The sequence below is a fragment of the Streptomyces sp. TG1A-60 genome, from assembly GCF_037201975.1.
Classification (GTDB): Bacteria; Actinomycetota; Actinomycetes; order Streptomycetales; family Streptomycetaceae; genus Streptomyces.
Genome location: NZ_CP147520.1, coordinates 7,626,374 through 7,641,145 on the forward strand (window position 1 = coordinate 7,626,374; position 14,772 = coordinate 7,641,145).

Sequence of the window (14,772 nt, forward strand, 5' to 3'; positions counted from 1 at the left end):
AGCCCTGGCCGACCTCGATCATCGCGTGTTACGAAGAGCCATGCCCGCCACCCCCGCACCCGCAGCCCAGCCCGGACGCCCGGCCGGACCCCGGCCGCACGACTCCTACGACGCCGTGATCGTCGGCGGTGGCCACAACGGCCTGGTCGCCGCCGCCTACCTCGCCCGCGCCGGGCGCTCCGTGCTCGTGCTGGAACGGCTGGACCACACCGGCGGCGCCGCCGTGTCCACCCGGCCGTTCGCCGGCGTCGACGCCCGGCTGTCCCGCTACTCGTACCTGGTCAGCCTGCTGCCCCGGAAGATCGTGCGGGACCTCGACCTCGACTTCCGGGTCCGTGGTCGCACGATCTCCTCGTACACCCCCGTCGAACGCGACGGACAGCCCACCGGCCTGCTCGTCGGCGGCGGCGAGCGCCGCACCCGCGAGGCGTTCGCGCGCCTGACCGGTTCGGGCCGCGAGTACGAGGCCTGGCAGCGGTTCTACGGGATGACGGGCCGGGTCGCCGAGCGGGTGTTCCCGACGCTCACCGAGCCCCTGCCCACCCGGGACGGACTGCGCCGACGGATCGACGACGAGGAGGCATGGCGGACGCTCTTCGAGGAGCCGATCGGTACGGCCGTCGAGTCCACGTTCGGCGACGACCTCGTCCGCGGTGTCGTCCTCACCGACGCCCTCATCGGCACCTTCGCGGACGCCCACGACCCCTCCCTCCGCCAGAACCGTTGCTTCCTCTACCACGTGATCGGCGGCGGCACGGGCTCCTGGGACGTGCCCGTAGGTGGCATGGGCGCGCTCACGGACGCCCTGGCCACGGCCGCGCGCGAGGCCGGTGCGGTGATCGCCGCGGGCCACGAGGCACGGCGGATCGCGACGGACGGACGGTCCGCCGAGATCACCTACCGGACGGCCGACACGGAGGGCACCGTCGCCGCCCGGCACGTACTGGTCAACGCCTCACCCCGGGAACTGGCCGCCCTGACCGGCGACGAACCGCCCGCCCCCGCCGAGGGTGCCCAACTGAAGGTGAACATGCTGCTCAGGCGGCTGCCGAGGCTCCGCGACGAGGCCGTCGACCCGCGCGAGGCGTTCGCCGGGACCTTCCACATCGCCGAGGGGTACGGCCAACTGGCGACCGCCTACGCACAGGCCGCCTCCGGCACGCTGCCCGAGGCACCGCCCTGCGAGGTCTACTGCCACTCTCTCACCGACCCGACCATCCTCGGCCCGGAGCTGGTCGAGGAGGGCTACCAGACGCTCACCCTGTTCGGTCTGCACACGCCCGCGCGGCTCTTCGAGGCCCACAACGACGCCGTACGGGAGGAGCTGCTGAAGTCGACCCTCGCCCAGCTGGACGCCCACCTCGCCGAGCCCCTCGCCGACTGCCTGGCCACCGACGCCGACGGCCGCCCCTGCATCGAGGCCAGAGGCCCCCTCGACCTCGAACGCGACCTGGGCCTGCCTGGCGGCAACATCTTCCACCGCGACCTCGCCTGGCCCCACACCCAGGAAGGGACCGGCCGCTGGGGCGTCGAGACCCGCCACCCCAACGTCCTGCTGTGCGGCGCGGGCGCGGTGCGTGGCGGCGGGGTCAGCGGGGTGCCGGGACACAACGCGGCGATGGCGGTCCTGGAGACCGCCTTCTGACCGCTGCACAAAGCTGTCATCACTGCCCCGAAGCCGACAAGAACCCGCACCCGTCCAAGAACCCGCTCCCGTCCAACCGCCTTACCCTCCACCGCCGTCAGGTGCCCAGCCAAATCTGACGGAGCATCAGAGAATCCCTTCCCTCGTCCGGAGGACTACGGCATCCTGCGCCCATGCAGACGGAGCTGAGCAACAGACTCGGAGTCCGGTACGCCGTGTTCGGCTTCACGCCGTTCCCCGCCGTCGCCGCGGCCATCAGCCGGGCCGGCGGCTTCGGGGTGCTCGGCGCGGTCCGCTACACGGCCCCCGACGACCTCAAACGGGACCTCGACTGGATCGAGGCGCACGTCGACGGCAATCCGTACGGCCTGGACGTCGTCATGCCGGCCAAGAAGGTCGAGGGCGTGACGGAGGCCGACGTCGAGGCGATGATCCCCGAGAGCCACCGCCAGTTCGTGAAGGACACCCTCGCCAGATACGGCGTACCCGAACTCGCCGAGGGGGAGGCCTCCGGCTGGCGTATCACCGGCTGGATGGAGCAGGTCGCCCGCAATCAGCTCGACGTCGCCTTCGACTACCCGATCCGGCTGCTCGCCAACGCCCTCGGCTCGCCGCCCGCCGACGTCATCCGACGCGCCCACGAACAGGACGTGCTCGTCGCCGCGCTCGCCGGCAGCGCCCGGCACGCCCGCAAGCACGCCGAGGCCGGTATCGACATCGTCGTCGCCCAGGGCTACGAGGCCGGCGGTCACACCGGCGAGATCGCCTCCATGGTGCTGACCCCCGAAGTCGTCGACGCCGTCGACCCGTTGCCCGTCCTGGCCGCCGGCGGCATCGGCAGCGGACGGCAGGTGGCCGCCGCCCTCGCGCTCGGCGCCCAGGGCGTCTGGCTCGGCTCGCTCTGGCTGACCACCACCGAGGCCGAACTGCCCTCGCCCCGGCTGATCGAGAAGCTGCTCGCCGCCGGTTCCGGAGACACCGTCCGCTCCCGCGCCCTCACCGGCAAACCCGCACGCCAGCTCCGTACCGAATGGACCGACGCCTGGGACGACCCCGCCGGACCCGGCACCCTCCCCATGCCCCTCCAGGGGCTGTTGGTCGCCGAGGCGGTCTCCCGCATCCAGAAGTACGAGGTGGAGCCCCTGCTCGGCACCCCGGTCGGGCAGATCGTGGGCCGGATGAACAGCGAGCGCAGCGTCCAGGCCGTCTTCGACGACCTCACCCGCGGCTTCGAGGAGGCCGTGAACCGCGTCAACCGCATCGCCGGAAGGAGCGAGGAACAGTGACCCAAGCGCCCCAGGGCTTCTGGGCCCAGGCCACCGCCGATCCCGACCGCACGGTGATGATCGCCCCCGACGGGGAGGAATGGACCGCCGGACGCCTGCACGCCGCGACCAACCGTCTTGTGCACGGGCTGCGCGCCGTCGGACTCGAACGCGGCGACGCCTTCGCGGTCGTCCTGCCCAACAGCGTCGAGTTCCTCACCGCGTACCTCGCCGCCACCCAGGCCGGCTTCTACCTCGTCCCCGTCAACCACCATCTCGTGGGGCCCGAGATCGCCTGGATCGTCTCCGACTCCGGCGCCAAGGTGCTCATCGCGCACGAACGGTTCGCCGACGCCGCCCGGCACGCCGCCGACGAAGCCCGGCTTCCCGGGCGCCACCGGTACGCGGTCGGCACGGTCGAGGGTTTCCGTCCGTACGCCGAACTCCTCGACGGGCAGCCCGAGTCGACGCCCGCGGGCCGCACCCTCGGCTGGGTCATGAACTACACCTCCGGCACCACCGGCCGCCCCCGAGGCATCCGCCGCCCACTGCCCGGAAAGCTCCCGGAGGAGTCCTACCTCGGCGGCTTCCTCGGCATCTTCGGCATCCAGCCGTTCGACGGCAACGTCCACCTGGTGTGCTCGCCGCTCTACCACACGGCCGTCCTGCAGTTCGCGGGCGCGTCCCTGCACATCGGGCACCGGATCGTCCTCATGGACAAGTGGACGCCCGAGGGGATGCTGCGCGCCATCGACGCGCACCGCTGCACGCACACCCACATGGTTCCCACACAGTTCCACCGGCTCCTCGCCCTTCCCCGGGAGGCGCGCGCCCGCTACGACGTGTCGTCCATGCGGCACGCCATCCACGGGGCCGCGCCCTGCCCCGACCATGTGAAGCGGGCCATGATCGAGTGGTGGGGCGAGTGCGTCGAGGAGTACTACGCGGCCAGTGAGGGCGGCGGTGCCTTCGCGACCGCCGAGGACTGGCTGAAGAGGCCCGGCACGGTCGGCAGAGCCTGGCCCATCAGCGAACTCGCCGTCTTCGACGACGACGGCAACCGGCTGCCACCCGGCGAACTCGGCACCGTCTACATGAAGATGAGCACCGGCGGTTTCTCGTACCACAAGGACGAGGGCAAGACGCGGAAGAACCGTATCGGCGACTTCTTCACCGTCGGCGACCTCGGCCTCATCGACGAGGACGGCTACCTCTTCCTCCGTGACCGCAAGATCGACCTCATCATCTCGGGCGGCGTCAACATCTACCCCGCCGAGATCGAGGCCGCCCTCCTCACCCACCCCGCCGTCGCCGACGCCGCCGCCTTCGGCATCCCGCACGACGACTGGGGCGAGGAGGTCAAGGCCGTGGTCGAACCCGCCCCCGGCTTCACCCCGGGACCGGCGCTGGCCGAGGAGATCCTCGCCCACTGCGCCCGTCGACTCGCCGGATACAAGCGGCCGAAGAGCGTCGACTTCACCGAGGCGATGCCCCGTGACCCCAACGGAAAGCTCTACAAACGGCGGTTGCGGGAGCCGTACTGGGAGGGCCGCGAGCGGACCGTGTGACGGGCCCCGACGCGGACAGAGTGCGGCACCGTGGTGTCGATGCCGAGGCGGGGTGCCGTCCGGCGTGTGCCCGGTGGTGACCGGGTCCGCAGCCGAGAAGGGCACCTTCCACAACCGCGCGCGGCACCACGCGTTCAGCCGCCGCCAGAACCGGTCGAAGGGCAGCGCGCCCCGGGGCAGTGAGGGAGGGACGGTTGAGCGTGTCGGAACGTAAGCGCGTAGTCCATACAAGTGATTGATCTTCCCTCTGGCTGACTCGCGCCGGGGCGAGGTTGAGCCACTTCCCGCCATGTGCGCCGGATCGGCGGACATGCGGGTCGTGCGCTTGACCTCGCTCGTGCGACCGGCCGAGGATCGCCTCACAACCGTGGACGAAGGAGCGGACATCATGACGGCTGGTCGCAGCGTGACGGTCGACGGGACGCTGCGACGCAGCGCCCGGCGCACCCCCGCCCGCGTCGCGATCCACTACGGCGAACGGTCCTGGACCTACGCCGAGTTGGACGACGCCGTCTCCCGCGCCGCCCGCGCCCTGCGTGACACCGGACTCCGGCCGGGCGACCGGGTCGCCGCCTACGGTCACAACTCGGACGCCTACCTCATCGCCTTCCTGGCCGCCGCCCGCGCCGGCCTGGTCCACGTACCGGTCAACCAGAACCTCACCGGCGACGACCTGTCGTACCTCCTCGACCAGTCCGGCAGCACGCTCGTCCTGACCGACCCGGACCTCGCCGGGAACCTCCCCGACGGCCCCCGCACCCTGCCGCTGCGCGACGCGGACGACTCGCTCCTCGGGCGCATTCGCGCCACGGAGCCGTACGACGGGGAGGAGCCCGCCGCCGAGGACCTGGTCCAGCTCCTCTACACCTCCGGCACCACCGCGCTGCCCAAGGGCGCGATGATGACGCACCGCGCCCTGGTGCACGAGTACCTCAGCGCGATCACCGCCCTCGACCTCCAGGCGGGCGACCTGCCGGTGCACTCCCTGCCGCTCTACCACTCCGCGCAGCTGCACGTCTTCCTGGTGCCGTACCTCGCGGTCGGCGCCACGAACACCATCCTCGACGCACCCGACGGCGACCGGATCTTCGACCTGGTGGAGGAGGGCCGCGCCGACAGCCTCTTCGCGCCTCCCACGGTCTGGATCGGCCTGGCCGACCGCCCCGACTTCGACACCCGAGACCTCGGCGGGCTGCGCAAGGCGTACTACGGTGCGTCGATCATGCCGGTGCCCGTCCTCGAACGGCTCAAGGAGCGCCTGCCCAGGCTCGCCTTCCACAACTGCTTCGGCCAGAGCGAGATCGGCCCGCTGTCCATGGTCCTCGGGCCCTACGAGCACAAGGGCCGCATGGACTCCTGCGGACGCCCCGTCATGTTCGTCGAGGCCCGGGTCGTCGACGAGGAGGGCGAGGAGGTGCCCGACGGCACTCCCGGTGAGATCGTCTACCGGTCGCCGCAACTGTGTGAGGGCTACTGGCAGAAGCCGGAGGAGACCGCCGAGGCCTTCCGCGACGGCTGGTTCCACTCCGGTGACCTCGCCGTGCGCGACGCCGACGGGTTCTTCACCATCGTCGACCGGGTGAAGGACGTCATCAACTCCGGTGGTGTGCTGATCGCCTCGCGCCAGGTCGAGGACGCACTCCACACCCACGACCAGGTCGCCGAGGTCGCGGTGATCGGCCTGCCCGACGACCGCTGGATCGAGGCCGTCACCGCCGTCGTCGTCCGACGGGGCGAGGCCACGGAGGACGAACTCGTCGCCCACGCCCGCGAGAAGCTGCCGCACTTCAAGGCACCGAAGAAGGTTCTCTTCGTGGACGAGCTGCCGCGCAACGCGAGCGGGAAGATCCTCAAGCGGGAGCTGCGGGACCGTTTCGCGGAAGCCTGACCTCCGCGCTCGCCGGCCAGCTGCGTTGCGGTGGGGGACGCCCGGACATGAGGATCGACGCCATGCCGATCCTCACCGCACCCGACGGAACCGAACTCGCCTTCCACCTGCGCGGCGAGGGGGACCCCCTGATCGTCCTCCCCGGCGGAGCCATGCGCGCCTCCGCCTATCTGGGCGATCTGGGCGGTCTCGCCGCCCACCGGCGCCTGGTGCTGCTCGACCTCAGGGGCACGGGCGACTCCGCCCTGCCCGCCGATCCGGCGACCTACCGGTGCGACCGGCAGGTCGACGACGTGGAGGCACTCCGCGTCCGGCTGGGCCTGAGCGCATGGACCTGCTCGCCCACTCGGCCGGCGGCAACCTCGCCATGCTCTACGCGGCCCGGTACCCGCACCGGGTGTCCCGCCTGGCGCTGATCGCCGCGACCCCCTGGGCCGCAGGACTTCCGGTGACCGTGGAGGACCGCCTCGCCGCCGCCCGCCTCCGCGAGGACGAACCGTGGTTCGCCGAGGCGTACCCGGCCTACGAGGCGGCATGGACCGGGCGGGGCCCCTTCCACGACGACATGATGCCCTTCTTCTACGGCCGCTGAGACGACCCCGCTCGATCCGGTGGCCGAGGCGGACCACCACCCGATCCGGGAGGCCGCCTCGGCCGCGGGACGCTCTCAGCGATCCGCCGCCACCGCCACCGACCGCGCCCACCGGTAGTCCGCCTTGCCGCTGGGCGAGCGCTGGATGGTGTCGGCGAGGACCAGCTGACGGGGATCTTGTACCCGGCCAGGCGGGTACGGCAGTGGGTCTGGATGTCCTCCAGGGACGGCCGCGCGGCGCCCTCGCGCAGCTGCACCACGGCCGCGACATGGCTGCCCCAACGGGCGTCCGGCACTCCGGCGACCAGCGCGTCGTACACGTCCGGATGGGCCTTGAGCGCCTGCTCGACCTCCTCCGGGTACACTTTCTCGCCGCCGGTGTTGATGCACTGCGAGCCCCGGCCGAGGACCGTGACGACGCCCTGCTCGTCGACGGTTGCCATGTCACCGAGCAGCACCCAGCGCTCACCGTCCCGCTCGAAGAAGGTCTCGGCGGTCTTCTTCGGGTCGTTGTAGTAGCCGAGGGGGACATGGCCGCGCTGGGCGACCCGGCCCGGCACGCCGGCCGGGACGGGCTCGTACGTCGCCGGATCCACGACCTGCGTACGGGAGTGGACGCGGATACGGAAACCGTCGCCCGCGCCCGAGACCTCCGTCGCCGTGCCGTTGAAGCCGGACTCCGACGAACCGAAGTTGTTCAGCAGCATCGCGTTCGGCACCAGCGCCTGGAACTGCCGCCGGACCGTCTCCGACATGATCGCGCCGGAGGACGACACGCTGAACAGGGACGAGCAGTCCGTGCCCCTCATCGGGCCGTTCAGCGCGTCGATGAGCGGGCGCAGCATCGCGTCGCCCACCAGCGACACACTGGTGACCTTCTCCCTCTCGATGGTCCGCAGGGCCTCCTCGGGCACGAACTTGCGGTGGATCACGACCCGTTGGCCGAAGTTGAACCCGATGAACGCCGTGAGCGTGGATGTGCCGTGCATCAGCGGGGCCGTGGGGAAGAAGGTGATCCCGTCACCACCGGCCACGACCCGCTCGGCCAGCTCCTCCGGCGCCATCACCGGCTCCCCGGTCGGCGCGCCGCCGCCCAACCCGGAGAAGAACAGGTCTTCCTGACGCCACATCACCCCTTTGGGCATGCCCGTGGTGCCGCCGGTGTAGATGATGAACTGGTCGTCACCCGAGCGTGCCGGGAAGCCCCGCCCGGCGGATCCGGAGGCCTCGGCCTCGGCGAAGTCCACGACGGGGAGCGCGGGCACGTCGGGCGAGAGGGTCCCCACCCGCACCAGATGCCGCAGCTTCTCCGCCCGCGGCCGTGCCTTCGCCACCCGCTCGGTGAACTCCGCGTCGAAGACGAGACCCACCAGATCCGCGTCCCGGTAGAGATAGACCAACTCCTCCTCCACGTAGCGGTAGTTGACGTTGACCGGCACGATCCGCGCCTTGAGGCACCCGAGCACCGTCTGCAGATACTCGACGCCGTTGTAGAGGTGCAGTCCCACATGCTCACCGGGCTTGATCCCGCTGCCGAGGAGATGGTGCCCGATCCGGTTCGCCGCCGCGTCCAGCTCCGCATAGGAGAGCCGGCGCTCGGCGCCCGAACCGGGGATGTCCAGGCAGGCCAGCGCCGCCCGGTCGGGAACCGCGTCGACGACCGACTCGAACAGGTCGGCAAGGTTGTACTCCACCGTGCTCCTCCTGACCCCGGGCGTGCCCCACAGGTGCCTCGTGACGGTCGGCTCGCCGGTCATCAGAGCAAAGGGCGGCGTGACTGTGAAGGGTTCGCGCCGAAGAAATCTGACTGTGTGTCAGAAAAGCCTTGTACTGGCCCCTCGCCTCCTGCAACCTGTTCTCGTTCCGGTGACGGAACCCGTGCTCGCTCTGCCGGACGGGAGGAAGCGATGGGTGGTACGGAACACCTGACCGTGCGGCGCGAAGGCGCCACACTGGTGCTCACGCTCAACAGGCCCGAGGCCAAGAACGCGCTCTCGCTGCCGATGCTCGTCGGTCTCCACGACGGCTGGGCCGAGGCCGACGAGGACGACACGGTCCGCTCGATCGTCCTCACGGGAGCCGGCGGTGCCTTCTGCGCCGGAATGGACCTCAAGTCCCTCGCGGGCAAGGGCATGGAGGGGCAGCGGTACCGGGACCGGCTCAAGGCCGACCCCGATCTGCACTGGAAGGCGATGCTCCGCCACCACCGGCCGCGCAAACCGGTGATCGCGGCAGTCGAAGGACACTGCGTCGCGGGCGGCACAGAGATCCTCCAGGGCACCGACATCCGGGTCGCGGCCGAGTCGGCGACGTTCGGTCTCTTCGAGGTCAAACGCGGCCTCTTCCCGATCGGCGGCTCCACGGTCCGTCTCCAGCGGCAGATCCCGCGCACCCACGCCCTGGAGATGCTGCTCACCGGGCGGCCGTACCCCGCGCGCGAGGCCGCCGGCATCGGGCTGATCGGCCATGTCGTACCGGACGGCACGGCCTTGACGAAGGCGTTGGAGATCGCCGAGCGGATCAACGCCTGCGGGCCGCTGGCCGTGGAGGCCGTGAAGGCGTCCGTGTACGAGACGGCCGAGATGACCGAATCGGATGGCCTGGCCGCCGAACTCAGGCGGGGGTGGCCGATCTTCGACACCGATGATGCCAAGGAAGGGGCTCGTGCCTTCGCCGAGAAGCGGCCCCCCGTCTACAAGCGCGCGTAGGAGGCCCGCCGGGCTGTCGCGGTGGCCGCGGGCCGTTCGCGGCTGGTCGCGCCCACGCGACGGAGCCGCACCGTGACGCGGCCCCGAGCCCCTGACGGGGCGCACCCGGCGCCCCCTGTGAAGGAGGAAGACCTCGATGTCCGCAGTCCTCAAGGCACCCCTCACCGTTGAGTTTCCCTTTACCCGTTCCGTCGGGCCTGTCCAGAGCGCCTTCCTCACCGGGCTGCGCGAGCGTGTCGTCCTCGGTGTTCGCGCCGGGGACGGGCGGGTGCTCGTGCCGCCCGCCGAGTACGACCCCGTCACCGCCGAGGAGATCCGCGACCTGGTGGAGGTCGCGCCCACCGGCAGCGTCACCACCTGGGCCTGGAACCACGAGCCACGCCGGGGCCAGCCGCTCGCCACCCCCTTCGCCTGGGTTCTGGTGCGGCTCGACGGCGCCGACACGGCCCTGCTCCACGCCCTCGACGCCCCCGGCCCGGACGCCGTACACACCGGCATGCGGGTGCGTGTCCGCTGGGCGGAAGAACGCGAGGGTGCCATCACGGACATCGCCTGCTTCGAGCCGTACGCCGGAGAAGCCGCGCAACTGGCGGGCAGCGACGGTGAGTTCGAGAACCCGGTCACCGGAATCGTCGCCCCCGCCCGCCTCGACTACACCTACTCGCCCGGCCGCGCCCAGACCGGCTACATCAACGCCCTCGCCGAGCGCCGCAACGTCGGCGAGCGCTGCCCGTCCTGCCGCAAGGTGTACGTACCGCCGAGGGGCGCCTGTCCCACCTGCGGGGTGGCGACGGCCGAGCAGGTGGAGGTCGGGCCGGGCGGCACGGTCACCACGTTCTGCATCGTCAACATCAAGGCGAAGAACCTGGACATAGAAGTTCCCTACGTCTACGCCCACATCGCCCTCGACGGCGCCGGCCTCGCCCTGCACGGCCGTATCGCCGGCATCCCCTACGACCAGGTGCGCATGGGACTTCGCGTGGAGCCGGTGTGGACGGAGGGAGGCCGATATCCGGACCACTACCGGCCCACCGGCGAACCCGACGCGGACTACGACACCTACAAGGAGCTGCTGTGACGCGCGAGGATCCACGAGCCGCGGGCGTACGTGACATCGCCGTCGTCGCCTTCGCCCAGACCGACCACCGGCGCACCAGCGACGAGTCCTCCGAGGTGGAGATGCTCATGCCGGTGCTCCACGCGGTCCTGGACCGGACCGGGCTCAAGACCGCCGACATCGGTTTCACCTGCTCCGGCTCCAGCGACTACCTCGCCGGCCGGGCCTTCTCCTTCACCCTCGCCCTCGACGGCGTGGGCGCCTGGCCGCCGATCTCCGAGTCGCACGTCGAGATGGACGGGGCGTGGGCGCTGTACGAGGCCTGGGTGAAGCTCCGGACCGGGGACGCCGACACCGCGCTCGTCTACTCGTACGGCAAGTCCTCGCCGGGCTCGGTACGCGATGTCCTGACCCGGCAGCTCGACCCGTACTACGTGGCGCCGTTGTGGCCCGACTCCGTCGCCCTCGCCGCCCTCCAGGCCCAGGCGCTCATCGACGCCGGCAGGGCGGACGAGTCGGCGCTGGCGGCGGTCGGGGCGCGCAGCCGCGCGGACGCCGTCGCCAACCCCCATGCGCAGCTGAGAGGTTCGGTGCCGCAGGGCGAGTACCTCGTACGGCCGTTGCGCACCGGGGACTGCCCGCCCATCGGTGACGGGGCCGCCGCCGTGGTCCTCGCGGCGGGGGAGCGGGCCCGGGAACTGTGTGAGCGGCCCGCGTGGATCCGGGGCATCGACCACCGCATCGAGGCGCATGGCATCGGCGTACGCGATCTGACCGACTCGCCGTCCGCCCGACTCGCCGCCGAGCGGGCCGGGGCCTTCGAACGGCCCGTGGACACGGCCGAGTTGCATGCCCCGTTCAGCTCCCAGGAGGTGATCCTGCGTGAGGTGCTGGGGCTCGACGACGGCGTGTGCGTCAACCCGTCGGGCGGGGCCCTGGCCGCCAACCCGGTCATGGCCGCCGGGCTCCTCAGGATCGGTGAGGCCGCCGCCCGCATCCACCGGGGCGAGTCCGACCGGGCGCTCGCCCACGCCACGTCCGGGCCCTGTATGCAACAGAACCTGGTCGCCGTACTCGAAGGGGATCCACGATGAGCAAGGAGCCCGTGGCCGTCGTAGGAGTCGGCCAGACCAAGCACGTGGCGGCCCGCCGGGACGTGTCGATCGCCGGGCTCGTCCGCGAGGCCGCCCGACGGGCCCTCGACGACGCCGAGTTGACGTGGGCCGACATCGAGGCCGTCGTCATCGGCAAGGCGCCCGACTTCTTCGAGGGCGTCATGATGCCCGAGCTGTACCTCGCGGACGCGCTCGGCGCGGTCGGCAAGCCCATGATGCGGGTGCACACGGCGGGCTCGGTCGGCGGATCGACCGCGCTGGTGGCCGCGAGCCTGGTCGCCGCCCGCGTCCACGGCACCGTGCTGACCCTGGCGTTCGAGAAGCAGTCCGAGTCGAACGCCATGTGGGGCCTTTCCCTGCCGATCCCCTTCCAGCAGCCGCTGCTGGCCGGCGCGGGCGGCTTCTTCGCCCCGCACGTCCGGGCGTACATGCGGCGCAGCGGCGCACCCGACACGGTCGGTTCCCTGGTGGCGTACAAGAACCGCCGCAACGCGCTGAAGAACCCCTACGCCCACCTGCACGAGCACGACATCACCCTGGAGAAGGTCCAGGCCTCGCCCATGCTGTGGGACCCGATCCGCTACTCGGAGACCTGCCCGTCCTCCGACGGGGCCGTCGCGATGGTCCTCACCGACCGTGCGGGCGCGGCGCGAGCGCCCCGCCCCGCCGCGTGGATGCACGGCGGCGCGATGCGCAGTGAACCGACGCTGTTCGCCGGCAAGGACAGCGTCTCGCCGCGCGCGGGCCGGGACTGCGCGGCCGACGTGTACCGGCAGGCGGGCATCGCCGACCCGCGCCGGGAGATCGACGCGGTGGAGATGTACGTGCCGTTCTCCTGGTACGAGCCGATGTGGCTGGAGAACCTCGGCTTCGCCGACGAGGGCGGGGGCTGGAAACTCACCGAGTCGGGCGTCACCGAGCTGGACGGGGATCTTCCGGTCGACATGTCCGGCGGAGTGCTGTCCACCAACCCCATCGGCGCGTCCGGCATGATCCGTTTCGCGGAGGCGGCGCTCCAGGTGCGGGGGCTCGCGGGAGAGCACCAGGTCGACGGCGCCCGCCGGGTGCTCGGGCACGCCTACGGCGGCGGATCGCAGTTCTTCTCGATGTGGCTCGTGGGCGCCGAGCCGCCCACCTCCTGAACCTCCCGCTCACGTGGCCTGTCGGCGGTGGTGGTCGATCGCTAGTCTGGCGGGCGGACGACGAACCGGGAGGAGCACGGACGTGGCCGAGAGCACCATGGAGCAGCGATCGCTCGACGGCTGGCACAAGCCGGCGGAACTGGACCTCAGCAACGCGGACTGGAGGTCCAGCAGCCAGGGACGGGGAGATGTCCAGATCGCCTTCGTCGAGGGCTTCATCGCCATGCGCAACAGCGGCAGCCCCGAGAGCCCCTCACTGATCTTCACTCCCGCCGAGTGGGGCGCCTTCGTGTCGGGGGCCCGCGAGGGCGAGTTCGACCTGACCTGAGCGGGCCGCACGGGTCCCGCCGGTGGACGGCCGGAGCAGCCCACCGGCAAGGAGGGAGAAGGACGGCACGGCGCGACGGGGCCGTCAGCGGAGAGTGACCTCTCGCGGGCCGTTGTACGGAGCCCGGGACAACACGGTCCTCGGCGTCCGCAGCCCTTCGTGACCCGCGAACAACGCGCGGGCCGCGGCGAAGTCCACCTCGTCGCCCGCCACCGACGCGACCTGGTCGTACAGCTCGCGGACCGGGTCCACGAGTTGCTGGCCTGCCTCGGTCTCCGTTCCCCAGATGTCCCACAGCAGCGTCTCGACCTTGTTCAGGTCCGCGAGGTCGAGCCGGACGTTGCCCGCCACGAACCACTCCCCGTACATCGGCCCCTCCCGCGGCGGGTGCAGGCCGAACGTCCTGGGGTCCGCCTCACCGGCCCGGATGGCACGCCAGGCCTCGCCCGCGACGAGGAAGCGGTCGCGCGGCACGTCCATCGGATCGAAGTCGATCTTCCAGGCGTCGACGATCAAGGGCTCCAGCAGCTGCGCGTCGGCGAACAGCCAGCCCCGTCCCGGGTCCCAGTACTCGGTGACGACGTGGTCGCAGTGGAATCCGTCGTCCCCGAAATAGGCGGCGAATCCGGACCGCAGTCGGGCGGGCACTCCCAGGTGGCGCAGGAGCGAGCAGTGCAGCAGCGCGAAGTCGCGGCACACACCGACGAAACGGTCCCCGGGCTCGCGGCGCTGTGACAGTGGCGCGTCGTTCCGCTCGACGACGTCCTGCGGACCGCCGACGGCTTCCTCGCCGACGAGGCCGCGCTCGCCGCCGTCCGTGATCTCCGCGCCGCCGTTCGCGCCCTGTTCGCCCGCGCCGTCGGCCCCGGCGAGCCCAGCCCGGCCGACGCCGCCCGGTTGCTGCCGGTCCCCGAGGCCCTGGAGCGGCTCAACCGGGCCGCCGCCCTGGTCCCGACCGGCCCGGTGCTCTCCTGGAGTCCCGGCGCCGAGCCCGTCGTACGCCACGAGCCCGCCACCGGCGAGGACCCGCTGACCGCCGTCCTCGCCCGCGCCGCCCTCGCCTTCCTCGCGAGCCCCGAACGTCAACGGCTGCGGGCCTGCCACGCACCGCGCTGCGTGCGCTACTTCCTCAAGGAGCACCCCCGCCAGGAATGGTGCAAGCCCTCCTGCGGCAACCGTGCCCGCGTCGCCCGCCACCACGAACGGCGCAGGAAGGCCGTCGGTCAGCCGCCCGCCCGACAGGCCGGCCGCTGACCGCCGACCGAGCCCCGCCGGGCTCGCCACGAGCGACGGAGCGAACCGACGCCGGTCGACGCGGCGTCGCGTGCCTGGTGCGGACTGCACTTCGCCCTCGGCCGGTGAGTTCACACCACCGTCCGCGCTCAAGATTCCTGGCAGATATCGCCGCGGACCGCGCGTCGACGAGCACAACGGGACCCCTCCCTCCAGGGGATTCACGGGTAG

10 protein-coding genes and 3 pseudogenes are annotated in these 14,772 nt (G+C 71.6%); 11 read left to right on the plus strand and 2 right to left on the minus strand.

Annotation, left to right across the window (positions count from 1 at the left end; genetic code table 11):
- The first annotated feature begins 40 nt into the window (after positions 1 to 40).
- The 5 genes and pseudogenes from WBG99_RS33615 to WBG99_RS33635 form a co-directional block, all read left to right on the plus strand.
- On the plus strand, positions 41 to 1,645 hold the full coding sequence (locus tag WBG99_RS33615; RefSeq protein ID WP_338899976.1) for an NAD(P)/FAD-dependent oxidoreductase: 1,605 nt from the start codon (positions 41 to 43) through the stop codon (positions 1,643 to 1,645).
- A 173-nt stretch (positions 1,646 to 1,818) separates the two neighbouring features.
- On the plus strand, positions 1,819 to 2,931 hold the full coding sequence (locus WBG99_RS33620; RefSeq protein ID WP_338899977.1) for a nitronate monooxygenase family protein: 1,113 nt from the start codon (positions 1,819 to 1,821) through the stop codon (positions 2,929 to 2,931).
- The gene (locus WBG99_RS33625; RefSeq protein ID WP_338899978.1) at positions 2,928 to 4,478 is read left to right on the plus strand and encodes an acyl-CoA synthetase; all 1,551 of its coding nucleotides are present in this window, start codon (positions 2,928 to 2,930) and stop codon (positions 4,476 to 4,478) included. The genes WBG99_RS33620 and WBG99_RS33625 overlap by 4 nt, the downstream gene beginning before the upstream one ends.
- A gap of 388 nt (positions 4,479 to 4,866) precedes the next feature.
- Positions 4,867 to 6,366, plus strand: coding sequence for an acyl-CoA synthetase (locus tag WBG99_RS33630; RefSeq protein WP_338899979.1), 1,500 nt, complete (start codon positions 4,867 to 4,869; stop codon positions 6,364 to 6,366).
- 62 nt (positions 6,367 to 6,428) lie between these two features.
- Positions 6,429 to 6,955 (plus strand): annotated as a pseudogene (locus WBG99_RS33635) (alpha/beta fold hydrolase); the annotation flags it as partial.
- A gap of 78 nt (positions 6,956 to 7,033) precedes the next feature.
- Here WBG99_RS33635 and WBG99_RS33640 read toward each other — a convergent pair.
- A pseudogene (locus WBG99_RS33640) lies at positions 7,034 to 8,652 on the minus strand (acyl-CoA synthetase).
- A gap of 213 nt (positions 8,653 to 8,865) precedes the next feature.
- Here WBG99_RS33640 and WBG99_RS33645 point away from each other — a divergent pair.
- The 5 genes from WBG99_RS33645 to WBG99_RS33665 all read left to right on the plus strand — a co-directional run bounded on the left by WBG99_RS33645 (position 8,866) and on the right by WBG99_RS33665 (position 13,308).
- A complete protein-coding gene (locus WBG99_RS33645; RefSeq protein WP_338899981.1) occupies positions 8,866 to 9,666 on the plus strand; it encodes a crotonase/enoyl-CoA hydratase family protein in 801 nt (266 codons plus the stop codon).
- Between the two features lie 136 nt (positions 9,667 to 9,802).
- Positions 9,803 to 10,744, plus strand: coding sequence for an OB-fold domain-containing protein (locus WBG99_RS33650; protein ID WP_338899982.1), 942 nt, complete (start codon positions 9,803 to 9,805; stop codon positions 10,742 to 10,744).
- A complete protein-coding gene (locus WBG99_RS33655; protein ID WP_338899983.1) occupies positions 10,741 to 11,817 on the plus strand; it encodes a thiolase domain-containing protein in 1,077 nt (358 codons plus the stop codon). Before WBG99_RS33650 ends, WBG99_RS33655 begins: the two co-directional genes overlap by 4 nt.
- Complete coding sequence (locus WBG99_RS33660; RefSeq protein ID WP_338899984.1) at positions 11,814 to 12,980, plus strand: thiolase domain-containing protein; 1,167 nt, start codon at positions 11,814 to 11,816, stop codon at positions 12,978 to 12,980. Before WBG99_RS33655 ends, WBG99_RS33660 begins: the two co-directional genes overlap by 4 nt.
- Before the next feature lie 82 nt (positions 12,981 to 13,062).
- A complete protein-coding gene (locus tag WBG99_RS33665) occupies positions 13,063 to 13,308 on the plus strand; it encodes a DUF397 domain-containing protein (protein WP_338899985.1) in 246 nt (81 codons plus the stop codon).
- A gap of 84 nt (positions 13,309 to 13,392) precedes the next feature.
- Here the strand turns inward: WBG99_RS33665 and WBG99_RS33670 are convergent.
- A pseudogene (locus WBG99_RS33670) lies at positions 13,393 to 14,070 on the minus strand (transglutaminase-like domain-containing protein); the annotation flags it as partial.
- A gap of 3 nt (positions 14,071 to 14,073) precedes the next feature.
- Here WBG99_RS33670 and WBG99_RS33675 point away from each other — a divergent pair.
- Positions 14,074 to 14,562 (plus strand): CGNR zinc finger domain-containing protein, encoded by a 489-nt coding sequence (locus WBG99_RS33675; RefSeq protein WP_338900576.1) that lies wholly within the window; start codon positions 14,074 to 14,076, stop codon positions 14,560 to 14,562.
- Positions 14,563 to 14,772 lie beyond the last annotated feature (210 nt).